This is a genomic window from Paraburkholderia sp. J41, assembly GCF_905220235.1.
Lineage (GTDB): Bacteria > Pseudomonadota > Gammaproteobacteria > Burkholderiales > Burkholderiaceae > Paraburkholderia.
In genome coordinates this window covers 248,113-273,897 of sequence record NZ_CAJMZE010000005.1, presented here as the reverse complement: position 1 = coordinate 273,897, position 25,785 = coordinate 248,113, and the positions used below count along the sequence as shown (strand labels likewise).

The window sequence follows — 25,785 nt, the reverse complement described above, 5'->3', positions numbered from 1 at the left end:
CGTTGTTTGCGTAGCGTCGATTTATACGCCGGAATTTTCCTTTTCGCAACATATGTTGTTTATATAATTATCAAAACAACATATGAAGTTTAAACCCGCGAACGAAACCGGGCGCGCGTTCCGCGGTAACGCGCGCCCGGCAATGGGCTTCGTCGATAAAAAAGCGCTTAGGGCATGTAGGCGCCGCGCGCGTTGAGCGTGCGCTCGGCGGCTTCGAGCCGCGAGATCGCGCCCGCGCCTTCGAGCGCGAGCAGATGGGCGACGAGCGATTCGGCCAGCGCCGTCGCGGCCACGAGCGAGGGGAAGAACGACGGGCTTTCGTGCGTGAAGATGAGCGCCTTTTCGGCGTTGAGCGCGATGGGGGAAACGGCGCTGTCGGTGAGCGCGATCAGGCGGCTGCCCTTTTCGAGCGCCGCCTCGGCCACGCGCACGGCTTCCACCGAATACGGCGCGAAGCTCACGACGATGGTCGCGCTCTCGCGCTCGATGCCGAGCAACTGCATTTCGAGCGTGCCCGCCTCGCCGCCGAGCAGCGACACGGAAGGCCGGAACAGCCGGTAGCCGTACACGAGACCGAAAGCCACCGCGTAACACGAGCGGAAACCGGCCACATGCACGTGTTTGGCCCGGCGCAACACGCGCGCGGCCTCGCTCATCGCCCGGCTGTTTTGCGCGGCGCTCGCTTCGAGATTGTGCTGCTGCGCCACGAGCAGATCGCGCGCGAGCCCGTCCTTGCTCTGCCCCGCGACGAGCGAGCGCGCGCGGCTCGACAGCGGCTCGGGACGCGTGCGCACGCGCGCGACAAACAGATCGCGCAACTCGTTCCAGCCCGGAAAGCCCAGTTGCTGCGACAAACGCACGAGCGATGCGGGCTGCACGCCGGCGCGCTCGGCGACCTTGCGCATCGAGGAAACGGCGACTTCGTCGGGATGGTCGAGCAGGAAGGCGGCGCCGGTCTGGAATTGCGGGCTCAGGTCGGCAAAGCGCGCGCGGATCAGCGCGGCGAGCTGGTCGAAACTGTCGGGCATGCAAGGCTCGGGCAATGAGTGACAACAAATGTTATCACTCGTGTTGCGGAGTGTTGCAAGCGTGACGGTTTCCGATGCGCAATTTCGCGCGTGCTTCCGACCTTGGCGCGTTTAGTCGCCGGCGTGCCGCATCGCCATGCCCTTCGCCGCTGCGCGCGAGCACGCGCGAACGGGCGCAAACGGGCGCGAGCACGCGCGAAAGCGCCCTTAAGCCGGCGTGTCGCCCACGATGCTTCGGGCGGGCGCGCGGCGCCGCAGTTGCGGCACGCACGCCATCGTGAGCGCGCCGATCAGCGTTACCGCGGCAAGCGCGTAGAGCCCGCTTTCGAGGTGTCCCGTGCGATCGCGCAGCCAGCCCATCAGGAACGGGCTCGCGTAGCCGCCCAGGTTGCCGATCATCGCCATCAGCGCGATCGCGGCGGCGGCCGCCTGACCGGTCAGCAGCACGCCCGGCAGCGCCCACAGCACGCAGAAGCCGGACAAACCGCCCGCCATCGCCACGCTCAAGCCGATCAGCGAAAGCCACGGCTGGCCGTGAAAGCACGCGCTGAACGCGAGGCCCGCCGCCGAGAGCGCCGTGGCGATCGTGCCGTGCCAGCGGCGCTCCTTCGTGCGATCGGAATGCTTGCTGACGACGATCATCACCACGGCCGCCACCGCGAACGGCACGGCGGCGAGCAGGCCGGTCGTGAAAAGATTGCGCACGCCCAGATTCTTCACGATCTGCGGCATCCAGAACGACACGCCGTAAGTGCCGCACAGCAGCGTGAAATTCGTGACGATCAAGCACCAGATGCCCGCGTTCGTGAACGCCGCGCCGAAGTCGTGCCGCGCGCCCTCGCGTTCGTTCGCGCCGCGCTCCGCGTTGAGTTGCGTCGTTACGCGCGCGTTGTCCTCGGCGCTGAGCCAGCGAACCTTGCCGGGGCCGTCGTCGAGATAAAAATACGTGACGATGCCGAACACGATGGCGGGCGAGCCTTCGAGCAGAAACAGCCATTGCCAGCCTTCCAACCCGCCCACGCCCGCAAAGGTCTGCATGATCCAGCCCGAAAGCGGACTGCCGAACACGCCCGCGAGCGCAATCCCCAGATTGAAATACGCCATGGCCTGCGAGCGCGCGTAAGTCGGGAACCAGTACGTGAGATAAAGCACGATGCCGGGATAAAAGCCCGCCTCGGAAATGCCGAGCAGAAAGCGCAGCACGTAGAACGCCGTGGGCGTATGCACGAACAGCATGCACGAGGAAACGATGCCCCACAGCACCATGATGCGCGCGATCCAGAATTTCGCGCCGAAGCGTTGCAGCATCAGGTTGCTCGGAATTTCGCAGATGCAATAGCCGATGAAGAACACGCCCGCGCCAAAGCCGAACGCGGTGTCGCTCAAGCCGATATCGGCGGCCATTTGCAGCTTCGCGAACCCGACGTTCACGCGGTCGAGAAACGAAATGATGTAGAGAAAAAACAGGAACGGCAGAATGCGCCGCGCGATGCGGTTGTACAAGGCCCAGTCGCGTGCGGAATCGAACGTCGGGCGGGAAAGCAGATTCATGGGGTGTCTCCTCGACTGCGTGTTGTGCTGTCTCGTTTGCTGCTTTAGAGGTGTCTTGTGTGCATCTTCGCAAGCCGCTCGCGCGAGCTCGCCGTGGTACTGCCCGCGCGATCGGGCGGCGCGGCTCTGCGGCCACGTCCGCCCGCGCGCGTTCGCGCGGGCCGCGTCAGGCCGCGCGCCGCGTCCCGGCCTCGCGTTGCGCGAGCATGAAGTCCGCGCAGCGCTCGCCGATCATGATGGTCGGCGCATTCGTGTTGCCGCTCACGATCAGCGGCATCACGGACGCATCGGCGATGCGCAGTCCTTGCAGCCCGTGTACGCGCAGGTCGGGCGCCACGACCGCTTGCGCGTCCGTGCCCATCTTGCAGGTGCCCACGGGATGAAACACCGTCTTCGCCACCGCGCGCACGTAGTCCTCGTACACGCTTTCGGGGATTGCGTCGTCGGCCGTATCGGGCAGCACCAGCATGCCGTCGAGCAGCCGCGCGAGCGACGGCGCGCGCATGATACGCCGCGCGAACCGCACGCCCGCCACCATCGTGCGCAGATCGTCCTCGTGGGAAAGAAAGCCCGCGTCGAGCGCAAAGCCCTCGCGCGGATCGGTGCTGCGCAGGCGCAGCGTGCCGCGCGATTTCGGCCGCAGCGCGCACGGGTTCACCGAGATGCCGTGACCTTCGGGCGGCGCGCGATCGACGTCGCCGACCAGCGCGGGCACGACGTGGAACTGCACGTCCGGGCGCCCGCAGCCGGTTGCATCGACGAAAGCGCCGCTCTCGATCACGTTCGACGTGAGCAGCCCGCGCCGCGCGGCGACGTATTGCAGACCGTGACGCAACGCCTTCACGCCGCGATCGTGGCCGAGCAGGCTCACCGGCTCGCGCGTGCGTCCGTACACCGAAGCCGAAAGATGGTCCTGGAAGTTGCGCCCCACGCCGGGCAGATCGCGCAGCACTTCCACGCCCAGTTCGCGCAGGTGCGCGCCCTCGCCCACGCCCGAGAGCATCAGGATTTTCGGCGTGGCGAGCGCGCCCGCGCTCAGCACCACTTCCTCGCGGCAACGGAATTCGTGGCGGCTGCCGTCGTCGGCGCGCGCGATCACGCCGACGGCGCGGCGGCCTTCGAATACGAGACGCTCCACTTCGTAGCCGGTGCGCACGCTCAGGTTGTGCCGCCCGCGCACGCGCCCGAGATACGCCACGGCCGAGCTGCAACGGCGCCCCGCTTCCGTCGTCGTCTGGTAATAGCCCACGCCTTCCTGCCGCGCGCCGTTGAAGTCGGCGGTGTAAGGCACGCCCGCTTCCATCGCCGCCTGCACGAACGCGAGACTCAGCGGATGCCGGTGCGTGCCGTCGCTCACGGTGAGCGGGCCGTCCTGGCCGTGCAGCGGCGCGCCCAGCCGCTGGTTGCCTTCGGCGCGGCGGAAGTAAGGCAAGACATCGGCGAAACGCCAGCCGCTCGCGCCCGCCGCCGCCCAATCGTCGTAATCCTGCTGCTGGCCGCGAATGTAGATCATCGCGTTCACGGAGCTGCCGCCGCCCAGCGTGCGGCCTTGCGGGATATACACCTCGCGGCCGTTCACGTGCGCTTGCGCATCCGTGCGGTACATCCACGTTCGGCGAGTGCCGTGAACGCGAATGAAGGTGCCGGGAATGTGGATGTACGGATGATTGTCGCGCGGTCCCGCTTCGAGCAGCAGCACGCTGCAACCCGCTTCGGCCAGACGCGCCGCGACCGTGCAGCCGCCCGAGCCGCCGCCCGCCACGATGTAGTCGAAGGTTTCCATCGCCGTGTGTTTCGATACGCCGCTCATGTATCCACTCACACGCCGATCTGGCTGACGAACTTCGGTTGCAGATAGGCGTCGAGTCCTTCGCTGCCGCCCTCGCTGCCGTAGCCGCTGTCCTTCCAGCCGCCAAACGGCGTTTCCGGCGCGGCCAGGCCGAAGTGATTGATCGAAACCATGCCGCATTCGAGATCGTCGGCGAAACGCGTGGCCGTGGCGATCGAGCGCGTGAACGCGAACGCGGCGAGTCCGTAAGGCAACGCGTTGGCGCGCGCGATCGCTTCGTCCAGCGTGTCGAAGCGCAGCACCACCGCGATCGGGCCGAACGGCTCTTCGCGCATCACGCGGGCGGCTTCGGGCACGTCGGTGAGCACGGTCGGCTGGAAGTAGAAGCCGTCCGTGCCGCCGATGCGTTCGCCGCCCGTGCGCACGGTCGCGCCGCACTGGCGCGCATCGTCGACGAATGCGCTCATGGCGTCCACGCGGCGCGCATTCGCGAGCGGTCCCATCTGCGTGGCGGCGTCGCTGCCCGCGCCCACGGCGAGCCGCGCGCTCTGGTTCGCGAACGCGTCGACAAAGGTTTCGTAGACGCCCGACTGCACGAAAAAGCGCGTTGGCGACGCGCACACCTGGCCCGCGTTGCGGAACTTCAGCGCGGCGCCGAGCGCGGCGGCGGCGGGCACGTCGGCGTCGTCACAGACGATGAACGGCGCGTGGCCGCCCAGTTCGAGCGTGCAGCGCTTCAAATGCCGGGCCGCCAGCGCGCCCAGCGTGCGGCCGACGGGCACCGAGCCCGTGAACGAGACCTTGCGGATCGCCTCCGACTGGATCAGATACGACGACACTTCGGCCGGCACGCCGAACAGCAGATTCAGCACGCCGTCCGGCACGCCCGCGTCCTGAAACGCACGGCACATTTCGATACACGACGACGGCGTTTCCTCCGGCCCTTTCGCGACGATCGAACAACCGCCCGCGAGCGCGCCCGCGATCTTGCGCACGAGCTGCGAAACCGGAAAGTTCCACGGGCTGAACGCCGCCACCGGCCCGACCGGCTCGCGCTGCACGATCTGGCGCGCGCCACGCTGGCGCGGCGGAATCAGACGGCCATACGCGCGGCGCCCTTCCTCGGCATACCAGTCGACGTGATCGCCCGCGCCGCCCGCTTCCATGCGCGCCTCGGCAAGCGGCTTGCCCTGCTCGCGCGTGATGAGCTGCGCGATGGTTTCGGCGCGCTCGCGCAGCAGGTCCGCCGCGCGCCCGAGGATTTTCGCGCGCTCGTATGCCGAAGTCTTGCGCCACGCCTCGAAGCCGCGCTGCGCCGCCGCGAGCGCGAGCGCCATGTCCTGCTCGCTCGCGAGCGTCAGTTCGCCGAGCGACGCACCCGTGGCGGGGTCGCGCACCGTCGAGCGCCGGGTGTGCGTGCCGGCGCGCCACGCACCGTCGATCAGCAAGGGAGTTTCCAGAGTCATCGTGTTGCGTCCTTTGCGGTCTTGCGACCTTCGTTCATGACTTTTCTGCGATTTGTCGTTTTCATGAAAGAAACAATGTTCTTTTCATCGACACATCGTAGAGTCACTTTTCGAGCCCTGTCAAGCACTTGTCGCCAGGTATAAATCCCGACGCGTTTTATCGGCATTGAAGCTTGACCGGTGCTTGAAACAACAACTAGGATTCCCCTCGTCGAAAAATTGTTCTTTTAATCGAAACACGAAAGCGCCTTCCCCGCGCGCCGTGTCATCCACGAAGGGCTCACGCCGATGAACGCGAAGAACTATCAGGACCTGCTTCACAACTGGAACGACCTGCCGCGCGAAGTGGTGCGCAAGGGCGTGGAACGCGTCGGCTTTCGCGGCGACGACGTGATGTGCGTGATGAACTGGCTCACGCCCGGCATGCAGGTGTTTCCGCACAGCCATACGTTCGAGCAGCTCGTCATCATCGTGCAGGGGCGCGTGCGCTTTCATCTCGACGACGACGTGATCGAAGGCGGCCCCGGCACGATGATCCGCATCCCGCCGCACGTCGTGCATTACGCGGAGCCGGTCGGCGACGAGGTGGTGCTCAACCTCGACGTGTTCGCGCCGCTGCGCGAGGACTACCGCCATCTGGTCGACTACCAGGCCGGCGAATTCGCACCGCGGCAAGCCCGCGCCGGAGCTTCGGCGTGAACGCGCGGCCGTTTCGCCAGCGCTTGCGCTCGGGCGAGCCGATCGTCAGCTCGTTCATCAAGACGGGCCACTATCAGCCGGTCGAAGTGGCGGGCGCGGCCGGGCTGGACGCCGTGGTGATCGACGCGGAACACGCCGCGTTCGGCGCGGGCACGCTGGACGCATGCCTCATGGCGTGCCGCGCCGCGGGCGTGGCCGGTCTCGTGCGCGTGCCGGACACCCAGGCGGCCACCTTGCTGCGCGTGCTCGACATGGGCGCGGAAGGCGTGCTCGTGCCGCACGTGCGCAACGCCGCGCAAGCCGCCGAAATCGTTGCCCGCACGCGTTACGCGCAGGGCGTGCGCGGGTTTTCGAACTCGGCGCGCGCCGGCGACTACGGCGTCATGCCGATGCGCGAGCACATCGCGCGGCAGGACGAAAGCATCGGCGTGATCTGCCAGATCGAGGACGAAGAGGCGCTCGCGCATCTCGACGCCATTGCCGCCGTGGAAGGCGTGGACTGCCTGTTCGTGGGGCGCGCGGACCTTTCCGTGTCGCTCGGCACGTTCGATCTCGACGCGCCCGCCGTGGCCCGCGCCACGCGCGCGGCGCTCGGCGCGGCCGTGCAAGCCGGCAAGACCGGCGGAATTTTTCTCGGCGAAACCGCGAGCGTGCCCGAATGGCGCGCGGCGGGCGCCTCGTTTTTTGTCATCGGCTCGGATCAATCCATGATGCGCGCCGGCTGGCGCCAGGCCGCGCAGCACGTGCGCGCCGCACTCTGAAAGGAATTGCCATGAACGACACCCTTCTCGACCACGACACCGCCGAACAGGACGCGCAGATCGACCGCCTCATGCAAGGCGCGATCGACCTGCATTGTCATAGCGGCCCTTCCGTCATGGCGCGCTATCTCGATCACGTCGAAGCGATTCGCGAGGCGTCGGCCTCCGGCATCAAGGCCGTGCTGCTCAAGGACCACTACTACTCGTGTACGCCGGTTTCGTATCTGCTCAACAAGCATTTCGCCGATTCGGGCGTGCAGGTGCTTTCGGGCGTGCCGCTCAACAACGCCGTGGGCGGCCTGAACGTGCATGCGGTCGAGCACGGCCTGAAACTGGGCGCCGATCTCGTGTGGATGCCGACGTTCTCTTCGAAGAACCACATCGCGCATCATCATCAGGACAAGCAGTTCGACCAGAAATTTCCGCAGACGACGCAGCGCATGCTGGAGCCGATCCCGCTCACCGTGCTCGACGACGACGGCAAGCTCAAGGACGAAGTGCTCGCGATTCTCGACCTGATCGCCGAAGCGGGCGTGGTGCTCTCGGGCGGCCATCTGCACATCTCCGAAATCTTTCCGCTGTTCGAGGAGGCGCGCAAACGCGGCGTGCGGCGCCTGCTCGTGAACCACCCGACCTACGTGGTCGACGCGACGCTCGATCACATGCGCCAGCTCGCGAGCGAGGGCGTGTTCATGGAGCATTCGATGTGCATGTGGGTGCCCGGCTCCAAGTTCAAGTTCTACGATCCCGAATTTCTCGGCCAGGTGATCGAGGCGGGCACCGTCGACCTGACGATTCTGGGCTCCGATCTCGGTCAGAAGGGCAATCCGACCATCGGCGACGGATTCCGCAGCGTGATACGCACCGCGCTCGACATTGGCTACGGCGAGTCGGACATCCGTAAAATGACGTCGGGCAACGCCGCCCGGCTGATGGGCATCTGAACCGCGCCGGGCACAACCGGAGAACGAATCAATGGCAACGCAAAAGGCGCGCATTCAGGAAGCGGGAGAAGGTCCGGCGCTGCTGGAATCGGTGGATATCGTGTTCAAGCTGCTCGACGAGCTGTCGTCCGCGCGACGGCCGATGGGCGTGACCGAGCTTGCGCAGATCATCGAGGAACCCAAGCCGCGCGTGTACCGGCATCTGGCTTCGCTGCGCCAGCTCGGCGTGGTGGAGCAGGACCCGGTGAGCGAGAAGTACCGGCTCGGCGCGCGCCTCGTGATCTACGGCGCGGCCGCGAGCGAGCAGTTCGACCTGCGCCAGCTCGCCGACCCCTATCTCACGCAGATTCGCGACGCGACGGGCCAGACCGCCCTGCTTTCGGTGGCGACCAACGACACCGCGCTCGTGGTGGCGACCGTCGAATCGAAAGCCAACGTGTGCATTTCGGTGAAGCCCGGCAATCGCGTGCAGCCGTACTGCTCGGCGCAGGGGCGCATCGTGCTCGCATTCGCCGACGAAGCCAGCCAGCAGCGCGTGATGCGGCGCAAGATGCCGCCGCTCACGCCGCACACCATGACCGATCCCGCCGAACTCGCCGAACGCCTGAAGCTGATCCGCGCGCGCCTTTACGACGATGCGCCCGGCGAGGTGACGGTCGGCATCAATGCGTTGTGCTGCCCGATCTTCGGCCACAACAACGTGGTGCTGGGCACGATCGGCGTGGTGGGTTCGAGCGGCGAAGTGGTCTCGCCGCCGGAGCCGGCCATGCTCAAGCACGTGCAAACCGCCGCCGCCGCGCTGAGCGCGCGCCTTAACGGCAACGCCTACGAGCACACGCTCGCGGCGCATCGCAAGAAAACCGACTGAACACACGCACCGGACGCATCATGACGAATCGACTGGAAAGCCGCGCGGGCGCGCTCGCCCTCAAGAACCCCGTGATTTGCGGCGCGGGCGAGCACACCATGACCGGCGACGCGATCCGCGCGGCGCTGCGCCAGGGCGCGGGCGCCGTGGTCGCGAAATCGACCAACGAATCGCAGGCCGCGAAAGACCAGCTCGATCGCACCGACTACGCGCTGCTCGACACGCACTGGAACCCGGTGCCGTGGCACGAGGCCGCCGCGCAGGACGCCACGCTCTTTTGCCGTTCGGGCCTGCTGCAACGCGGCTTCGAAGGCTGGATCGACGAGCTGGCCGCGCTCGACGCCGAAGCGCGCGCGAACGACAGCTACGTGATTCCGAGCCTGATACTTGGCGACCTCGAACAATGCGCGCGATTCGCCGCGCAAATCGAGCAGGCGGGCTTGCGCGTGCTCGAAGTGAACATCGGCGCGCCGCACGGCGAGGAAGCGGCGCAAGGCGCCATTCGCCTCGAACGCGACGCCGAGCGCATCACGCGCATCGTCGCGCGGCTGCGGGCGGCCACGACGCTGCCGCTGTGGATCAAGCTCACCGGCCAGAGCGAGGACGTCGCGGGCATCGCGGCAGCCGCCAGGGCGGGCGGCGCGGACGCCGTGATCCTGATGGGCCGCTTCATGGGCTTCCTGCCCGATCTCGAGACGCAACGCCCCGTGCTCGGCACCAACGCGGCCGTGGGCGGCGGCTGGGCGCTGCCGCTCACGGCGCGCTGGATCTCGCTCGCGCGCCGCCGCGTGGGCGCGGACTTTCCGCTGCTCGCCACCAACGGCGCGCGCAACGGGCTCGACGTCGCGCGCTTTTTGCTCGCGGGCGCGTGCGCGACCGAAATGACCTCGGCCGTTCTCACGCGCGGCTACGCGGCGCTCGGCGACGCCATCGCGGAACTCGATGCGTACCTGCGGGACCGCAACCAGACGGCCGCCGGAATATTGGGCCGCGCGGCGGACAGCGTGCAGACGTATCAACAGCAATCGAGCCGTCCCGGCTACTGGCAGCAGTTCGCGCCTTCCGCCGGCTAGCACCGTGCGCGCTGCTTGCGGCGCGCCTTCGTCCAGATAATCAGTAATCCGAATTAAATAAAACCCAGGAGACCTATGAAACGCTTGACCCCACGCTATGCGGCGCTCGTCGCGCTGCCGCTCCTTGCCGCTTCCACCGCGCACGCGCAGTCGTCGGTGACGGTTTATGGACTCATCGACACCTTCGTGCAATACGTCGATACCGGCAAGGGCTACACGGCCGCGATGAACAGCAGCGGCCAGTACGGCTCGCGCATCGGCTTTCGCGGCTCGGAAGACCTGGGCGGCGGCAACAAGATCGACTTCGACCTGGAAAACGGCTTCAATTCGAACGACGGCACGTTCTCAACGGCCGGCTCGCTGTTCAACCGCCAAGCGTGGGTGGGCGCGTCGGGCCAGTGGGGCAGCGTGCGGCTCGGGCGGCAAAACTCCCTGCTGTTTCTCAACGAAGGGCGGCTCGACGCATTCGGCGGCGCGACGCAGGCTTCGGGTATCGACAACCTGAGCGTCTACACCTATCGCACGAGCAATACGGTCGGGTATTTTTCGCCGAAATTCGCGGGATTTCAGGCGTCGGGCTACATCGGTCTCGGCGATGCGGGCGGCTTCCGCTCGGGCGGCTCCAACTATCAGTTCGCGCTGACCTACGACAATCAGTCGATCTCCGCCGTCTACGCGATGCAAGGCGTGCGCAACGCCAACGCGACCAGCACGGAGCGCTCGACGTTCGCGGGCGGCTCCTACGACTTCGGCGCGATCCGGCTCTATGCCGGCTACGCGGGCGCTTCGTGGGACGACATGCACATCGACATTCGAAGCGTCGAAGTTTCGGGCCGCTGGACCTTCTCGCCGTTCGCCTGGGCTGCGCTCGGCTACACGTTCCTGCAAGACCGCATCGGCAGCAACGACGCGGCGCAATACAGCGCGCTTTTCAACTACGCGTTCTCGAAACGCACGAGCGTCTATGCCGCGCTTTCGTGGCTCGACAATCGCGGCAGCGCGCAATACCGGCTCGTGGGCGCGGCGAACGCGGGCCTCGCGCTCGCCTATCCGGGCGCACCCGCGCGCGGCGTGCAGCTCGGCATCGTACAGGCGTTTTAAGACGCGCCTTCGCGCGCGTTGCGCGTTGCGCGTTGCGTGTGCCCGCCGCCGCCGAGCCGCCGGGCGCACGCCCTCATCTCAATTCGCCGGGCAATCGCCCGGCTTTCGCTGACCGCAACCGCCTGCGGCGCAGCAAGGCGTCGCGGCGTCGCCGCGAGCGAGCTTTCCCGCACGCGCCGCGAAGGCTTGCTTCCACACCGTTCCCGACGCCCGCGCATTCTCGCCACGCATGCCGCCGGCGCGACAGCGTGCAGCGCACAAAGCGGCGCGCGGCTTCACGGCCAGCGCCGGCGGCGTCCCCTGCCTTGCGTCACGCCAACCTATTCCCACGCCTGAGCGTCGCCTCGCACGCGAGCTTGCCGTTTTCGGTACAGTGACGACCTTGACGTATTTCGAGGCAGCTTCGATACCGGCACTGCCCGCCGCGAAAAGCCCAATTCAGGTCATGCTCATGCCAACGATCCTCTCCATCCAGAATCTCTCGAAAGTCTACGCATCGGGATTCCACGCGCTCAAGAACATCAATCTCGACATCCATCGCGGCGAGATTTTTGCGCTGCTGGGACCGAACGGCGCCGGAAAAACCACCTTGATCAGCATTATCTGCGGCATCGTCAATGCGAGCGAAGGCAGCGTGCGCGTGGACGGCCACGACATCGTCGCCGACTACCGCAGCACGCGCTCGCTGATCGGCCTCGTGCCGCAGGAACTGACGACGGACGCGTTCGAAACGGTATGGGCCACCGTCTCGTTCAGCCGCGGCCTGTTCGGCAAGCCCGCCAATCCCGCCTATATCGAGCGCGTGCTGCGCGATCTCTCGCTATGGGAAAAGCGCAACAGCAAGATCGTCACGCTTTCGGGCGGCATGAAACGCCGCGTGCTGATCGCCAAGGCGCTCTCGCACGAGCCGCAAGTCCTCTTTCTCGACGAACCGACGGCAGGCGTGGACGTCGAGCTGCGCCGCGACATGTGGAAGCTCGTAAGCGGGCTCAAAGCGAACGGCGTGACGATCATCCTGACCACTCATTACATCGACGAGGCGGAGGAAATGGCCGACCGTATCGGCGTGATCAATGCCGGGGAAATCATGCTCGTCGAACGCAAGGACGCGCTGATGCGCAAGCTCGGCCGCAAGCAGTTGACCTTGCAGCTCGAAGCGCCGCTTGCCGTCATTCCGCCCGCGCTGGGTGCATGGCGTCTCGAACTGGCCGACGGCGGCACCGAACTGACCTACACCTACGACGCCGAAAACGAACGCAACGACATCATCGCGCTGCTCAAGAGCCTCAACGACGCCGGCATCGGCTTCACCGATCTTAAAACGAGCCAAAGCTCCCTGGAGGACATCTTCGTGAGCCTCGTCGGCAAGGACGCGGCGGCGGCATCGAATGCGAAAAACGACAACGGACAGGTAACCGCACCATGAACATCCACGCAATTGCCGCCATTTACCGCTTCGAAATGGCGCGCACCCGGCGCACGCTGATGCAAAGCATCGTCGCGCCCGTGATCTCCACCTCGCTCTACTTCATCGTGTTCGGCTCCGCGATCGGCTCGCGCATCAAGGAAGTGAGCGGCGTGAGCTACGGCGCGTTCATCGTGCCGGGCCTCATCATGCTTTCCCTGCTCTCGCAGAGCATTTCCAACGCGTCGTTCGGCATCTACTTCCCGCGCTTCACGGGCACGATCTACGAACTGCTTTCCGCGCCGGTGTCGTATTTCGAAGCGGTGATCGCCTATGTCGGCGCGGCGGCAACCAAGTCGGTCGTACTCGGCGTCATCATTCTCGCGACTTCGGCGCTGTTCGTGCCGATCCAGGTCCAGCATCCGTTCTGGATGGTGCTGTTCCTGCTGCTCACGGCGATCACGTTCAGCCTGCTCGGCTTCATCATCGGCATCTGGGCGGACAACTTCGAAAAGCTGCAAATCGTGCCGCTGCTCATCATCACGCCGCTCACCTTTCTGGGCGGCAGCTTCTATTCCGTCGACATGCTGCCGCCCGCGTGGCGCGCGATCACGCTGCTCAACCCGATCGTCTATCTCATCAGCGGCTTTCGCTGGAGCTTCTACGGTCTCGCCGACGTGGACGTGGGCGTGAGCCTGCTGATGACGGCGGCGTTTCTCGGCGTATTCGTCGGCATCACCGCGTGGATCTTCAAGACCGGCTACCGCCTGAAAAGCTGAGCGACGCGGCCCTCGCGGCCCTCGCCGTCATTTCGGGTCGATTTCAGCTCGATTTCAGGCCGATGCGCGCGCGGGCCGTGTTCGCGGCACGCCGCGCGGCTCGCGCCAGAACACGAAAACCAGCACGCCGGCCAGCGCCTGCGCGCCGATCACGAACGCCACGCAGCCGGCCCAGCCCCAGCGATGCCAAGCGGGCACCGGCAGCACCGAGCCGAGACTGCCGCCCAGGTAATAGCACGACAGATAGACGCCGATCGCCGTCGAGCGCGCCGCCGCCGCGCGCTGCGAAATAAACGTGTTGGCCGAAGCCTGCTCCACGAACACGGCCGTCGAGCCGAGCGCGAGACCGGCGAGAATCGCCGCCACACTGGCGGAGAGCGTAAGCAGAGCGCCGGCGATACCGAGCGCCACGGCCGCCAGCGCAAGCGCGCGCGACCCGCGCCGGCGCGCGAGGCGTCCCGAGATCGGCGTGACGACGACCGCCACGAGAAACACCGCGTAGATCGCGCCGATGCCGGCCGTGGTGAACGCGAACGGCGCGCGCGCGAGCCGCAAGCCGACGAAGGTGAACGTTGCGACCTGCGAAGCGAGCACGCACGCGCCCACGCCGAACGACGCGAGCAGCGGCGCGCGCAGCAGCGCTTTCCAGTGCGATGGCGCGGCGCCTTCGCCTGCGTGTTCGGCGCGCGCCGCCGCGTGCGACGCGGGCAGGCCCGCGTAGATCGCGAGACCGGCGACGAGGCACAGCAGCGCGTCCACGTCGAGCGCGTAGCGCCAGCCCAGCGTTGCCGTGAGACCGTTGGTGACGAAACGGCCCGCGAAACCGCCCAGCGTCGTGCCCGCGACGAACAGCGCGCCGACTTCGGCCGCACCGTCGCGCCCGTAGCGCTCGCCCACGAACGCAATCGAGATCGCGAAGATGAACGGCATCAGCACGCCCGCCGCGAAGCGCGCCGCGAGAAACGCCGCAAAGCTTTCCGCATGCGCCGCCCAAGCCGCCGGCAACGCGGAAAGCACCGCCGCGCACGCAATCGCCTTGCGCCGCTCGAACGGCGCGGCCAGCATGCCGACGAACGGGGCGATAATGGCGACGGCCAGCGTGGTCGCGCTCACGCCCTGGCCCGCGCGCTCGGCGCTCACGTTGAAGGCGAGCGCGAGTTCGCGCAGGATGCCCTGCGTCGAATACAGGTTGATGAAGGCCGCGAAGCCGCAAAGGAAAAACGCGGCGCGGCGGGTTTTTTCGTTCATGCTGGAAACCGGTTTGTCGATGTCGCGATGTCGGCGCGAGGAAAACGCGTCTATCGACAGTCTGACGATCGCGCCGCGCGCACGCCAATACCGATTTCGTCGCCATTGATACCGCAAGCCACAACAATGCTCGATCTGCGCCGCCTCCGCTATTTCGTGACCGTCGCCGACGAACTGCACTTCGGCCGCGCGGCGGCGCGCCTGCGCATTGCGCAACCGCCGCTCACGCGTCATATTTCGGCGCTCGAAGCCGAACTGGGCATTCGTCTCTTCGACCGATCCACGCGCAGCGTGCAACTCACGCCGCAAGGCGCGCGCTTTCTCGAACGCGCGCGCGCCGTGCTGGACGCCGCCGGCGAAGCGGAACACGCCGCGCGCAGGATGGCGCAAGGCGTGACGGGGCGCATCGTGATCGGCTATACGAGTTCGATCCCGATGTCGGATGCGTTCGAGGTCATCGTGCGCCGCGCGGGCCGCGCACTGCCCGACGTCGATCTCACGTTTCGCGAGGTCGCCACGGCAAGCCAGCCGCGCCAGATCGTCGACGGCGCACTCGACATCGGCTTCGGCTGGTCGGCGCGGGCGGCGCACGCGGACGGCCTCAAGACGCTCGTGGTGGCGCGCGAGCCGCTGGTCGCGGCCGTGCCTTGCGCGAGCGCGCACGCGAGCGAACCGGCGCTCGACATCGCGGCGTTGCGCGACGAGACCTTTCTCGTGTTTCCGCCCGGCCACGGTTCGGCGATGACGGCGGCGCTCGACATGCTGTGCGCGCAAGCCGGCGTGACGCCGCGCACGAGCGCGGCGGCCTCGCAGGTCGCGACGCTCGTTTCGCTGGTCGCGGCCGAACGCGGCGTGGCCATCGTGCCCGCGTTCACGCGCGCGCTGCAACGCCCCGGCGTGGCGTACGTGCCGATCGCGGGCGCGCCGGCGCTCGAACAAACCGTCTCGTGGATCGAGCCGTTCGGCGCGGCCTGCGTGGAGCGGTTCGTCGCGCTGGCGAGGGAGACGGCAAACGCCGGCGACAAATAAAAAAGCCCGCTTCTCGCAGGCTTTCACGTTGAAGCTTCGCCCACCGCCTATTCGATATTGAAGTCGATGCCCTGCGCGAGCGGCAGCGCCGAAGAATAATTGACCGTATTCGTCGCGCGCCGCATATATGCCTTCCACGCGTCCGAGCCCGATTCGCGGCCGCCGCCCGTTTCCTTTTCGCCGCCGAACGCGCCGCCGATTTCCGCGCCGCTCGGCCCGATATTGACGTTGGCAATGCCGCAATCGCTGCCCGCGTCGGACAGAAAACGCTCGCTCTCGCGCAGGTCGTTCGTGAACACGCACGACGAAAGCCCGTGCGCGGCGGCATTGTTCGCGGCGATGGCGTCGTCGAAATCGCGATACTTGAGCACGTAGAGAATCGGCGCAAAAGTTTCCGTCAACACGATCTCCGTTTGCCGCGGCATTTCGACGATAGCCGGGCGCACGTAAAAGCCCTTCTCGCTGCCCGCCACCGCGTAACGCTCGCCGCCGAACACCGCGCCACCCTCGCGCTTCGCCTGCTCCAGCGCCGACTGCATGCGCTTGAACGCCGTTTCGTCGACGAGCGGTCCCATCAACGTGCCCGCCTCCAGCGGATTGCCGACCTTGACCTTGCCGTACAGCGTTTTCAGCCGTTCGACGGTCTTGTCGTACACGCTTTCATGCACGAACAGGCGGCGCAGCGACGTGCAGCGCTGGCCCGCCGTGCCCACGGCCGAAAACAGAATGCCGCGCAGCGCGAGTTCCATGTTCGCCGTGGCGGCGACGATGCCCGCGTTGTTGCCGCCAAGTTCGAGAATCGGGCGGCCGAAACGGCGTGCGACTTCCACGCCCACGGCGCGGCCCATTTCCGTGCTGCCCGTCGCGCTCACAATGTTCGAGCGCGCGTCGGCCACGAGTTTCGCGCCCACTTCGCGCCCGCCGATCAGCACGCTCGCGAGCCCTTCGGGCGCATCGCCGAACGCCTTCAGCGCCTCTTGCAGAATGGCCTCGACGGCCAGCGCCGTGAGCGGCGTTTTCTCCGAGGGCTTCCACACCACCGCGTTGCCGCACACGAGCGCGAGCGCCGCGTTCCACGACCACACGGCAACGGGAAAATTGAACGCCGAAATCACCGTGCACACGCCCATCGGATGCCACGTTTCGGCCATGCGATGACCGGGCCGCTCCGAAGCGATCGTCAAGCCGTAAAGCTGGCGCGAAAGCCCCACGGCGAAGTCGCAGATGTCGATCATCTCCTGCACTTCGCCCATGCCTTCCTGAAGGATCTTGCCGGTTTCCAGCGTGACGAGCGCGCCGAGCGCCCGCTTCTTTTCGCGCAGCCGGTTGCCGAGCAGCCGCACGAGTTCGCCGCGGCGCGGCGCGGGCACGTCGCGCCACGTCTTGAACGCATGTTGCGCCTGTGCGAGCGCCGCATCGACAGCGGCCACCGGCCGGCTCGCGACGCGGCCGATCAACGCGCCGTCGATCGGCGAATGCACGGCGATATCGCCCGCTTGCGCGCGCTGCGCGATGCCGAGTTCGGCAAGGATGGTCGAGGCATTCATGACGCACATTCCCTCTGGTTCTGGAGTTTCCGATAAGAAACATCAATACCCGAGGCACTATACACGCGCCGTTTTATGCCGACAATCGCGGTTTTCACCCTCCCGGCACGCGCGAGCGCGGGTATTTTCCGATTGGAAACACACCCGCGCCGCGACCGCTTACAGCAGCGCGACCACCTTCACGTCGCCGCGATCGGCCGAAGCCACGACCTTGCCGCCGTCCACGCGGCGGAACATGAGCGTGACCGTCGACTTGCCCACGCGCAGGTCGCCCACTTCGAGCCAGTCGATGCCTTCGGGCAGCATGGGCTGCTCGACGCGCACTTCGTTGCGCGCCGCGTCGATGGTCACGCCCAGACACGCTTCGAGCATCATGAACGGCGAACCCGCGGCCCACGCTTGCGGCAGACACGCGACCGGGTACGCCGTGGGCGGCTCGCCGCGGCGGCGCGGGAAGCCGCAGAAGAGTTCCGGCAAGCGCATGTCGAACGTCACGGCCGCCTCGAACAGCGCCTGCAACAAGCGCACCGCCGCTTCCTTGCGCCCGTAGCGCGCGAGGCCGCGCGCGCAAATCGCGTTGTCGTGCGGCCAGACCGAGCCATTGTGGTACGCCATCGGATTGAAACGCGCCTGGCCCGCCGCCAGCGTGCGCACGCCCCAGCCCGTATGAAAGAGCGCCGATTCGAGCGTGCTCGCGACCGCGCGGCCGCGCTCGTATTCGGGCAGCCCGAACGCGAGCAGATGACCCGCGTTCGAGGCGAGCACGCGGCACAGTTCGCCGTGGCCGTCCAGCGCGATGCCGTAGAACTCCGATTCCGGCATCCAATACTTTTCTTCCACGGCGCGGCGGATTTTGTCGGCGCGCGCGGCATAACGCGCGGCGTCTTCCACCTGGCCGCGATGCGAGGCGAAGCGCGACATCGTTTCGAATGCGGCGCTTGCGTACGCCTGCACTTCCACGAGCGCGATGGGGCCGTCGGGGAAACGGCCGTCGGCGTGAAACACGGAGTCGTGGCTGTCCTTCCAGCCTTGATTCGCGAGACCGCCCTCGGATTCGCGCCGATAGTCGAGCAGGCCGAGCGTGTTGCGATCGCAAACGCCCGCGACCCACGCGGCCGCGCGTTCGAGCGCGGGCCACAGCTCGTCGATCAGCGCGAGGTCGCCGGTGCGCTCGACATAGGCGCCCGCCAGCACCACGAACAGCGGCGTCGTATCCACGCCGCCGTAGTAGAGCGCGAACGGCACTTCGCCCGTGGCCGCCATCTCGCTCTTGCGCATCTCGTGCATGATCTTGCCGACCGCCGCGTCGCGGAACGGCGAGTCCTCGCGCGCCTGATGCGCCGCGAGAAAACGCAGCACGCCGCGCCCGAGCGCGGGCGTGAGCCACAGCGTTTGCAGCGAGGTGATCACGGCGTCGCGGCCGAACGGCGTGGAAAACCACGGAATGCCCGCGTACGGATACGGGCCCGTCGGCAAGTCGGTGGTGAGCAGTCCGAGATCGGCGATCGAACGGTTGATCCACGCATTGAAAAGCGGATTGCTCGAACGCAGCCGCGCTGCCGAACGGCGCCGCTCTCGCATCACGATATGCGAATCGACGAGCGCCGCGCGCATGGCCGCGCGCCCCACGCGCTCGCCCGAATTCACGAGGCAATGGTCGGGCTGGATGATGCCCGCGCTCGGCGCGCCGGGCGCCGCGCCCGCGAGCGCTTCCACTTCGATCGACACCGTGAGGTACAGCGAGACGCAGGCTTGCGCGGGCAGGTCGACGGTGAAATCGGCGCGGTCGGCGAGCAGCTTGTCGGGCGCCGGCGAAAAGTCGATGCGCACGCGCCGCGCGACCTGATCGAGCCCGATGTATTCGAGCCGCACCGTGCCCTCTTCCACGCGCGGCGCCGAAAGCGTGCCGCGCTTCTCGCGTTTGAGCCCGCGCACTTCGAACATGTCGCGGAAGTCGCTTGCGAACGAGACCGAAACGGGCACCACGGCGTCGGTGGTGCCGTAGTTCGTCAGTTCGATGGCCTCGGTCATCATCGTGCCCGAGAGCACGCGTTCGCGCGAAACGTGAATCACGCCTTCGGGCGTGGTCGAGCCGCCGAGCGGCGGCAGCGGGCGATTCGTCAGGTGCGCGGTGAACGCGGTGTTGTCGCTGCTCACGCTGCCCGAAAGCAGCGAAGGCACGCGTCCGCCGAACGTGAGACGCAGCGAGGACAGCACGCGCGTGTCGTTGACGAAGAGGCCGTCGTCGATGCCGGTGAGGTCGCCCAGCGGATCGTTGACGATGAACGTGTCGCCCGACTTCAGCACATGCTGGGTCGCGCTCGCGACTTCGGGCGTTTCGGGCGCGATGAACGCGCCGTCGATTTCTTGCTGGGGATGATCCACGCCCGTTGAGCGCGTGACGCCGCCGAGTCCTTCTGGGTCCTGCATGCAATGCCTCCATTCGGGTTCGCTGCACTTCCACCCGATTCTAGCGGCTTGAGCGAACACATTGCAGGAGGATGCGCGGCAGGCCCGGCATGCCTGCAAGGAACGTGCGCGGAAAAAATTGCGGGCGCCGGCACGCTGACACGTGCGGGCGCCCGTTTTCAGGCGGCTTTCAAGCGATGCCGCCGCGCCCGGCGCGCGTGCGGCCAAGCGCGGGAAACGCTTGACGTTACGCGGCCCGTTGCGCGATGGGCTTGGCCTCGCGCGGCGTATCGCCGATGAACAACTGACGCGGGCGACCGATCTTCTGCTCGGGGTCGGCGATCATTTCGTTCCACTGCGCGATCCAGCCTACCGTGCGCGCCATCGCGAAGATGCAGGTGAACATCGCGGTCGGAATGCCGAGCGCGCGCTGCACGATGCCCGAGTAGAAGTCGACGTTCGGATACAACTTGCGCGACACGAAATATTCGTCTTCGAGCGCGATCTTTTCGAGCGCCATGGCGAGCTTGAACAGCGGGTCGTCGTGCAGGCCCAGTTCGTTCAGGACTTCGTAGCAGGTTTCGCGCATGAGCTTCGCGCGCGGGTCGTAGTTCTTGTACACGCGGTGGCCGAAGCCCATTAGCTTCACGCCCGAGTTCCTGTCCTTCACCTGCTCGATGAACTTCGGAATGTTATCGACCGAGCCGATCTCTTCGAGCATATTCAACGCGGCTTCGTTCGCGCCGCCGTGCGCCGGACCCCACAGGCACGCGATGCCGGCCGCGATGCACGCGAACGGATTCGCACCCGACGAACCCGCGAGACGCACCGTGGAAGTGGACGCGTTCTGCTCGTGGTCGGCGTGCAGGATCAGGATGCGGTCGAGCGCGCGCACCAGCACGTCGTTGACCTCGTATTCCTCGCTCGGCGTGGAGAACATCATCTGCATGAAGTTCGCGCTGTACGAGAGATCGTTGCGCGGATACACGAACGGCTGGCCGATCGTGTACTTGTACGCCATGGCCACGAGCGTCGGCAGCTTGGCGATCATGCGGATCGCCGACACTTCGCGATGCTGCGGGTTATTGATGTCGAGCGAGTCGTGATAGAACGCGGACAACGCGCCCACCGCCGCCACCAGAATCGCCATCGGATGCGCGTCACGCCGGAACCCCCGGAAGAAAAAGTGCATCTGCTCATGAACCATCGTGTGGTTCGTGACCATCGCGACGAATTCGTCTTTCTGCGCCTGCGTGGGCAGTTCGCCCTTGAGCAGCAGGTAGCAGCTTTCGAGGAAGTCGGCGTTCTGCGCGAGGTTGTCGATCGGATAGCCGCGATAGAGCAGTTCGCCCTTGTCGCCGTCGATATAGGTGATCGCCGAGTTGCACGCCGCCGTCGACATGAAGCCGGGGTCGTAGGTGAACATGCCGGTCTGGCCATACAGCTTGCGGATGTCGATCACGTCCGGGCCCATCGTGCCCTTGTAGACCGGCAACTGAACGCCTTCCGCCTGACCGGGAATCGTGAGCGTGGCGTGTGTCTTCGAATCGATCATGTTGTGTCCTTTTTGCTGTCACTTCGCAAAAAATCGCAGCGCCGCAAAACCGCTTCCGGTACTCGGCCCGCTGCGACCGCATGCCGCATTCTACGGCGCTGCCCTGCATTCATTGATAGCGCAATTCGCAACAATGCCTCTTTTACACCGCAACACTAACTAGCTTTCAGCCGCCTTAATACGACTTCCTGCAACAATATTTTGCTAGTGCAATGCAACATGCGACGCTTTGACTCTGCCATACTGACTGCCATGCGATGCGTTCCCAGATCGCAGGGCGGTAATTCTTGCCACACGCGCTTAAAGCAAAACGTAAGGATGGGCAGATGAACATTTCGATCGACACCCTGTTCGCAGAAGACGAACTCGCGGAGGGCGCCGTCGTTACGGCGCTCAATCACCAGGACATCGTGGTTGCCCTGTCGGCGGCGCTTGCCACGGAGCGCGTCGCCGTGCTGCACATGCTGTATCCGCGCACCGACGCGCGCACGCACCGCAGCCTCGACGCACTCGTAAGCAAGCTGCAAAACCACGGTCTGAACCAGGTGGCGCGCCTCGTTTCGCAGGAAGCGCACTACCTCGTTTTCAAGGACCCGGTGAAGGCGTGGAAAGCGTTCCACGAAATCCGCAACGATTCGCTGGCGATCGGCGTGCATCTGTATTACGCGGGTCTGGTCGGCGAAGCCGCCGAACTCAAGCTCGACGCGCACGCGCATGGCCGCGACTGAGCGCGACACAATGCGACTGCGTTCGACGTAAAAAAGCGGCCAATTCGGCCGCTTTTTTATTCGCCGCATTTATTACGGATTCCAAACTATCGGGCGAAGCCGCTCACGAATCCGTCGATCAGTTCGTTGAACGCGGCTGGACGCGCGAGGTTCATGCCGTGCGAGGCGCTCGCCACCGTGGCGTGGCGCGCGTCCGGCAGCCAGGCTTCGAGCGCGGCCACCGCGCGATGGAACACCTCGGGGCTCAACTGGCCGTCGATCAGCAGCACGGGGCAATGCACTTCGGCGGCGGCTTCGCGCGTGAACGCGGGCAGCGGATCGTGAAATTGCGGCCCGAGCGTGTGCGCGTTGTCGGTGGCCATGCGGCGGAACGCGTGGGTGCTCCTGGCCCAGAAGCCGGGCCGGCTCACGGAATCGACGAATAGTTCGAGGCCCGCGTCCACCTCGCCCGCCGCGATCAGCGCCACGGCGCGAGCGCGCAGCGCGTTGACGGTTTCGGGCAGAGCCGCGAGCGCCTGCCCCGGCTGCTGCACGGGACCGCCCGGATCGGCGAGCGTGAGCGTGCGAAGGTGATCGCGATAACGGCGCGCGAACTGGAACGCCACCGCGCCGCCGCGCGAATGGCCGATCACGTGCGCGGGACCGGCGCCGAGCGCGTCGATGCAATGCGCGATCTCGTCCGCGTGACGGCTCCAGCTAAACGGCGTCTCGTTGGCGATGTCGCCCGCGGGCCAATAGTGCGAAAGGCTCACGGAAACGCAGCGGTAATGCCGCGCGAGTCCGGCAAGCTGCGGTTGCCAGTAGCGGTAGTCGCACAGCGAGCCGTGGACGAAAAGTAGAAGCTCGCCCTCGCCTCGTTCGACATAAGGCATGGGCAGGCCGCCCGGCAGTTCGACGAACGTGCCGGGGGCCGGGAAATCGGCTGGATTCACGGCGAAAAAAATGGAAACGGCAGGTCGGCGGCGCGCGGCGGCTGCGACGGTTCATTCGCGAGCGCATGGGCGTCGGCCTCTGCTTCGCGGGCGAAACGACGTTCACGCACGGCAGCGCGCGCCGGTAAAGAGGCGTATTGTCCCACGTCGTGACGTTGCGTGTGCGGGTTTTCCCGCAGTGACGGACCCGAGTGCGCCGGCGGCGCGGTCGCGGTCGCGGCTGCGGCTGCGGCAATACGATTGCAAAGTGTTGCGAAGCGCTTTCGACGGGCGTGCCATGCACCGGCGCGTCTTTTCGCACGCACAACGGGCGCGCCCGGCACGCGCCCCGCGCCGCAGAGCGCACCTGCCGCGTGCTTGCGGCCTGCTTGCGGCCTGCTCACGATCCGTTCGCGTGCGACTTTCGGCAACGTGCCGGCGAGGTGCCACGGCATACGGCGAAGCGCCCGCAACATTCTTCGCCACCGTTCGAAATACTTACGACGCAACAGCGCCGCGCCTCGCGCGCTTGTCGTCGAAGCACGCTGCGTCGCGCGGCGGCATTCGCGCCGCGATCACGCCCCGTGCGCCGTTATTCGCCGGCCTGGAAACCGTGCTCGCCCGCGAATGCCGCCGCCGCGCCCGCGCCGCGCACGGCGCAGGTGAGCGGCTCGTCGGCCACGCGCACCGCCACGCCCAGTTCGGCGGCGAGGCGCTGATCGAGGCGGCCGAGCAGCGCGCCGCCGCCCGTCAGCACGATGCCGTTGCCGGCGATGTCGGTGACGAGTTCGGGCGGCGCCGTCTCGATCACCCGCCGCACCACGCCGATCACCGCGCGCAACGGCGCGGCCAGCGCATCGGCGATATCCTCGCTGGTGATTTCGATGGTGCGCGGCAAGCCGTCGGCAAGACTGCGGCCCGTGGCGCGCGCGCGGCCGACGGGTTCGCCGTGCAGCGCGCTGCCGATCGTTTTCTTGACGTGCTCGGCCGTCTGATCGCCGAGCACGACGTCATAGAGCGTGCGGACGTAATTGACGATGGCGCGGTCGAATTCGTCGCCGCCCACGCGCACCGAGCCGCTGCACACCACGCCGCCCAATGCGACGATGCCCACTTCCGTCGTGCCGCCGCCGATATCGACGACCATCGAACCGGTCGCCGCATCCACGGGCAAGCCCGCGCCCAGCGCCGAAGCCAGCGATTCGCCGATAAAGCTCACGCGCGCCGCGCCCGCCGCGAAGGCCGCCTCGCGGATCGCGCGGCGCTCGACGCGCGTGGCGCCCTCGGGCACGCACACGGTGAAGGCCGAACGGCGGCCGAACCGCGAACGCGGCCGCGCCATCGCCGCGAAGCGCCGCATCATGTGCTCGGCGGCGGAAAAATCGGCGATCACGCCATGCGCGAGCGGTCGCACGGTTTCGAGATTGGCGGGCGTGCGGCCGAGCAGTTCCTTCGCCTCGCGGCCCACGGCGGCCACCGTCGCCTTGGCTTTGGCGTCGCCCGCACCCGCGCGGCGGTCGAAGCAGACCACGGACGGCTCGTCGAGCACGATGCCTTGAGCGGCGGTGAACATGAGGGTGTTGGCCGTGCCGAGATCGAGCGCCACGTCCTGACGGGACAGCCGTTTGGAGAAGAATGAGTGCGGCTTGGCTCGGGCCATATTGGTCTTCGTGCGTGCGGTGTGAGCGCCCCGGCGGGCGAAGCGCCCGCCGTGAAGGCGTGCCGAAGGCGCGCGTCCGTGCTTTGCGGACGACCCCGTGCGCCGGTCGAAACGGGCCTCGCGGCCCACATGGCCGCAGCGACACCCGGGTTTACGGCCGCGACCGGCGCAAACTTTAGCTCTGCCAAAAATAAACGGCTATGCGGAGCGCCCCGCACGCGCAACGCGGTGCATCGGCGGAAATTCATCTGTCGAATCAGCGCCTGAATCGACGCCGATACGGCACGCGCAACGCCGACGCGCCGCCCGTGCACCCTATGCGCACCCTGTTCGCGCCCTGTTCGCGTCCTATGCGCGCACGAGCGCCCGAACGAGCGCGTCGCGGCCGAGCATCGCGCCTTGCGGCGTGATCGTGTGGCCGACTTCGGGCAACGCGTAGGCCGTGACGGCAAAACCGGCGTCGCTGAACGCGGCGGCCGCGCGCTCGGTTTCGAGCACGGGAATCACCTCGTCGTCCTCGCCGTGGACGAGCGTGATCGCCGTGCGGCTTTTCGCGACCACGGGCGTGACGAGCCGCCCCGAATAGCCGATCACGGCCGCCGCGCCCGCGTCCTGCGTGGCCACGTGATAGAGCGACATGATCGTGCCTTGCGAGAACCCGACCAGCGCGAGCGCCGCGTGCCCGATGCCCCAAAGCGCGAGTTCGGCGTCGAGGCGGCGCTCGAAGGTCCGCGCCGCGGCCGAGGTGCGCGCCTCGCGATTCGTCTCGTTGAGGTCGCGCAGGCTGAACCACTGGCGTCCGCCAAAGCCGCCGTCGAACGGCTCACTGCCGTCGAGCGAAACGAACGCGACGCCGGGCAGCGCGTCGCGCCACGCGTCGGCGAGCGGCATCAAATCGCGCGCGTTGCTGCCCACGCCGTGCAGCAGCACGACGAGCGCTCGCGCGGCGCCATCGGCGGGCGCCAGACGCCAGCCTCCTTCGAACGGTTCCCAACTCATGATCGAGCCTCCCCTGCGGTGAATCATCGTGTGCGCGTGATGCGGCAAAAGGCGCGGAGTGCGCCAAACCCGACGCCGACCTCGACGCCAAATCCGACGTCGACCTCGACGCCAAACCCGACGCAAAACCCGACGCCGAACGCCGCGCGCTGAAGCCCGGCCACCGAAATCCGCCTCGCGCGCGCCCGCCGCCAGCATACGCGAGCCGCGCGGACGCCGACGCGCGGCTCGCCAT

General features: G+C 66.9%; 21 protein-coding genes. 10 read left to right on the top strand and 11 right to left on the bottom strand.

Annotation, left to right across the window (positions count from 1 at the left end; genetic code table 11):
• Nucleotides 1-167: 167 nt before the first annotated feature.
• The 4 genes from U5805_RS07685 to U5805_RS07670 form a co-directional block, all read right to left on the bottom strand.
• Nucleotides 168-1,028: a MurR/RpiR family transcriptional regulator gene (locus U5805_RS07685; protein WP_322102850.1), complete on the bottom strand. Its 861-nt coding sequence runs from the start codon at nt 1,026-1,028 to the stop codon at nt 168-170.
• Nucleotides 1,029-1,235: 207 nt separating this feature from the next.
• Nucleotides 1,236-2,579, bottom strand: a complete 1,344-nt coding sequence (locus U5805_RS07680) for an MFS transporter (RefSeq protein WP_322102849.1) — start codon at nt 2,577-2,579, stop codon at nt 1,236-1,238.
• Nucleotides 2,580-2,745: 166 nt separating this feature from the next.
• A complete protein-coding gene (locus tag U5805_RS07675; protein ID WP_322102848.1) occupies nt 2,746-4,389 on the bottom strand; it encodes a GMC family oxidoreductase in 1,644 nt (547 codons plus the stop codon).
• Between the two features lie 8 nt (nt 4,390-4,397).
• Nucleotides 4,398-5,834, bottom strand: a complete 1,437-nt coding sequence (locus tag U5805_RS07670; protein ID WP_322102847.1) for an NAD-dependent succinate-semialdehyde dehydrogenase — start codon at nt 5,832-5,834, stop codon at nt 4,398-4,400.
• A 288-nt stretch (nt 5,835-6,122) separates the two neighbouring features.
• Here U5805_RS07670 and U5805_RS07665 point away from each other — a divergent pair, with 288 nt between their 5' ends.
• From U5805_RS07665 to U5805_RS07630, 8 genes are all read left to right on the top strand, one after another.
• Entirely contained in the window at nt 6,123-6,533 is a 411-nt protein-coding gene (locus tag U5805_RS07665) for a cupin domain-containing protein (RefSeq protein WP_322102846.1), read from the top strand.
• A complete protein-coding gene (locus U5805_RS07660) occupies nt 6,530-7,294 on the top strand; it encodes an HpcH/HpaI aldolase family protein (protein ID WP_322102845.1) in 765 nt (254 codons plus the stop codon). Before U5805_RS07665 ends, U5805_RS07660 begins: the two co-directional genes overlap by 4 nt.
• An 11-nt stretch (nt 7,295-7,305) precedes the next feature.
• Entirely contained in the window at nt 7,306-8,238 is a 933-nt protein-coding gene (locus tag U5805_RS07655; protein WP_322102844.1) for a DUF6282 family protein, read from the top strand.
• Between the two features lie 31 nt (nt 8,239-8,269).
• Nucleotides 8,270-9,106: an IclR family transcriptional regulator gene (locus tag U5805_RS07650; RefSeq protein ID WP_322102843.1), complete on the top strand. Its 837-nt coding sequence runs from the start codon at nt 8,270-8,272 to the stop codon at nt 9,104-9,106.
• Between the two features lie 20 nt (nt 9,107-9,126).
• Nucleotides 9,127-10,179, top strand: a complete 1,053-nt coding sequence (locus tag U5805_RS07645) for a hypothetical protein (protein ID WP_322102842.1) — start codon at nt 9,127-9,129, stop codon at nt 10,177-10,179.
• A gap of 75 nt (nt 10,180-10,254) precedes the next feature.
• Entirely contained in the window at nt 10,255-11,280 is a 1,026-nt protein-coding gene (locus tag U5805_RS07640; protein WP_322102841.1) for a porin, read from the top strand.
• Between the two features lie 451 nt (nt 11,281-11,731).
• Nucleotides 11,732-12,706 (top strand): ABC transporter ATP-binding protein, encoded by a 975-nt coding sequence (locus U5805_RS07635; RefSeq protein WP_322102840.1) that lies wholly within the window; start codon nt 11,732-11,734, stop codon nt 12,704-12,706.
• Nucleotides 12,703-13,464, top strand: a complete 762-nt coding sequence (locus tag U5805_RS07630) for an ABC transporter permease (RefSeq protein ID WP_322102839.1) — start codon at nt 12,703-12,705, stop codon at nt 13,462-13,464. Before U5805_RS07635 ends, U5805_RS07630 begins: the two co-directional genes overlap by 4 nt.
• 54 nt (nt 13,465-13,518) lie before the next feature.
• Here the strand turns inward: U5805_RS07630 and U5805_RS07625 are convergent, their stop codons facing one another.
• Nucleotides 13,519-14,712: an MFS transporter gene (locus tag U5805_RS07625; RefSeq protein WP_322102838.1), complete on the bottom strand. Its 1,194-nt coding sequence runs from the start codon at nt 14,710-14,712 to the stop codon at nt 13,519-13,521.
• Between the two features lie 126 nt (nt 14,713-14,838).
• On the opposite strand from U5805_RS07625, the gene U5805_RS07620 reads away from it, so the two are divergent.
• Nucleotides 14,839-15,741, top strand: coding sequence for a LysR substrate-binding domain-containing protein (locus U5805_RS07620; RefSeq protein WP_322102837.1), 903 nt, complete (start codon nt 14,839-14,841; stop codon nt 15,739-15,741).
• Nucleotides 15,742-15,788: 47 nt separating this feature from the next.
• Here U5805_RS07620 and U5805_RS07615 read toward each other — a convergent pair whose 3' ends face one another.
• The 3 genes from U5805_RS07615 to gltA all read right to left on the bottom strand — a co-directional run bounded on the left by U5805_RS07615 (nt 15,789) and on the right by gltA (nt 21,252).
• The gene (locus tag U5805_RS07615) at nt 15,789-17,288 is read right to left on the bottom strand and encodes an aldehyde dehydrogenase family protein (RefSeq protein WP_322102836.1); all 1,500 of its coding nucleotides are present in this window, start codon (nt 17,286-17,288) and stop codon (nt 15,789-15,791) included.
• Nucleotides 17,289-17,447: 159 nt separating this feature from the next.
• The gene (locus U5805_RS07610) at nt 17,448-19,718 is read right to left on the bottom strand and encodes a glycogen debranching N-terminal domain-containing protein (protein WP_322102835.1); all 2,271 of its coding nucleotides are present in this window, start codon (nt 19,716-19,718) and stop codon (nt 17,448-17,450) included.
• Nucleotides 19,719-19,944: 226 nt separating this feature from the next.
• Nucleotides 19,945-21,252 (bottom strand): citrate synthase, encoded by a 1,308-nt coding sequence (gene gltA / locus U5805_RS07605; RefSeq protein ID WP_322102834.1) that lies wholly within the window; start codon nt 21,250-21,252, stop codon nt 19,945-19,947.
• A gap of 326 nt (nt 21,253-21,578) precedes the next feature.
• Between gltA and U5805_RS07600 the strand changes: the two genes are divergently transcribed.
• On the top strand, nt 21,579-21,980 hold the full coding sequence (locus U5805_RS07600) for a hypothetical protein (RefSeq protein WP_322102833.1): 402 nt from the start codon (nt 21,579-21,581) through the stop codon (nt 21,978-21,980).
• Nucleotides 21,981-22,066: 86 nt separating this feature from the next.
• Here the strand turns inward: U5805_RS07600 and U5805_RS07595 are convergent, their stop codons facing one another.
• From U5805_RS07595 to U5805_RS07585, 3 genes are all read right to left on the bottom strand, one after another.
• On the bottom strand, nt 22,067-22,852 hold the full coding sequence (locus U5805_RS07595) for an alpha/beta hydrolase (protein ID WP_322102879.1): 786 nt from the start codon (nt 22,850-22,852) through the stop codon (nt 22,067-22,069).
• A 631-nt stretch (nt 22,853-23,483) separates the two neighbouring features.
• Nucleotides 23,484-24,551, bottom strand: a complete 1,068-nt coding sequence (locus U5805_RS07590; protein WP_322102832.1) for a rod shape-determining protein — start codon at nt 24,549-24,551, stop codon at nt 23,484-23,486.
• 348 nt (nt 24,552-24,899) lie between these two features.
• On the bottom strand, nt 24,900-25,550 hold the full coding sequence (locus U5805_RS07585; RefSeq protein ID WP_322102831.1) for an alpha/beta hydrolase: 651 nt from the start codon (nt 25,548-25,550) through the stop codon (nt 24,900-24,902).
• Between the last annotated feature and the right edge of the window lie 235 nt (nt 25,551-25,785).

Bases quoted from the DNA above. Each gene is read 5' to 3' on its own strand.
- U5805_RS07685 (WP_322102850.1), bottom strand. From the start codon at position 1,028: ATGCCCGACAGTTTCGACCAGCTCGCCGCGCTGATCCGCGCGCGCTTT.
- U5805_RS07680 (WP_322102849.1), bottom strand. From the start codon at position 2,579: ATGAATCTGCTTTCCCGCCCGACGTTCGATTCCGCACGCGACTGGGCC.
- U5805_RS07675 (WP_322102848.1), bottom strand. From the start codon at position 4,389: ATGAGCGGCGTATCGAAACACACGGCGATGGAAACCTTCGACTACATC.
- U5805_RS07670 (WP_322102847.1), bottom strand. From the start codon at position 5,834: ATGACTCTGGAAACTCCCTTGCTGATCGACGGTGCGTGGCGCGCCGGC.
- U5805_RS07665 (WP_322102846.1), top strand. From the start codon at position 6,123: ATGAACGCGAAGAACTATCAGGACCTGCTTCACAACTGGAACGACCTG.
- U5805_RS07655 (WP_322102844.1), top strand. From the start codon at position 7,306: ATGAACGACACCCTTCTCGACCACGACACCGCCGAACAGGACGCGCAG.
- U5805_RS07650 (WP_322102843.1), top strand. From the start codon at position 8,270: ATGGCAACGCAAAAGGCGCGCATTCAGGAAGCGGGAGAAGGTCCGGCG.
- U5805_RS07645 (WP_322102842.1), top strand. From the start codon at position 9,127: ATGACGAATCGACTGGAAAGCCGCGCGGGCGCGCTCGCCCTCAAGAAC.
- U5805_RS07640 (WP_322102841.1), top strand. From the start codon at position 10,255: ATGAAACGCTTGACCCCACGCTATGCGGCGCTCGTCGCGCTGCCGCTC.
- U5805_RS07635 (WP_322102840.1), top strand. From the start codon at position 11,732: ATGCCAACGATCCTCTCCATCCAGAATCTCTCGAAAGTCTACGCATCG.
- U5805_RS07630 (WP_322102839.1), top strand. From the start codon at position 12,703: ATGAACATCCACGCAATTGCCGCCATTTACCGCTTCGAAATGGCGCGC.
- U5805_RS07625 (WP_322102838.1), bottom strand. From the start codon at position 14,712: ATGAACGAAAAAACCCGCCGCGCCGCGTTTTTCCTTTGCGGCTTCGCG.
- U5805_RS07620 (WP_322102837.1), top strand. From the start codon at position 14,839: ATGCTCGATCTGCGCCGCCTCCGCTATTTCGTGACCGTCGCCGACGAA.
- U5805_RS07615 (WP_322102836.1), bottom strand. From the start codon at position 17,288: ATGAATGCCTCGACCATCCTTGCCGAACTCGGCATCGCGCAGCGCGCG.
- U5805_RS07610 (WP_322102835.1), bottom strand. From the start codon at position 19,718: ATGCAGGACCCAGAAGGACTCGGCGGCGTCACGCGCTCAACGGGCGTG.
- gltA (WP_322102834.1), bottom strand. From the start codon at position 21,252: ATGATCGATTCGAAGACACACGCCACGCTCACGATTCCCGGTCAGGCG.
- U5805_RS07600 (WP_322102833.1), top strand. From the start codon at position 21,579: ATGAACATTTCGATCGACACCCTGTTCGCAGAAGACGAACTCGCGGAG.
- U5805_RS07595 (WP_322102879.1), bottom strand. From the start codon at position 22,852: ATGCCTTATGTCGAACGAGGCGAGGGCGAGCTTCTACTTTTCGTCCAC.
- U5805_RS07590 (WP_322102832.1), bottom strand. From the start codon at position 24,551: ATGGCCCGAGCCAAGCCGCACTCATTCTTCTCCAAACGGCTGTCCCGT.
- U5805_RS07585 (WP_322102831.1), bottom strand. From the start codon at position 25,550: ATGAGTTGGGAACCGTTCGAAGGAGGCTGGCGTCTGGCGCCCGCCGAT.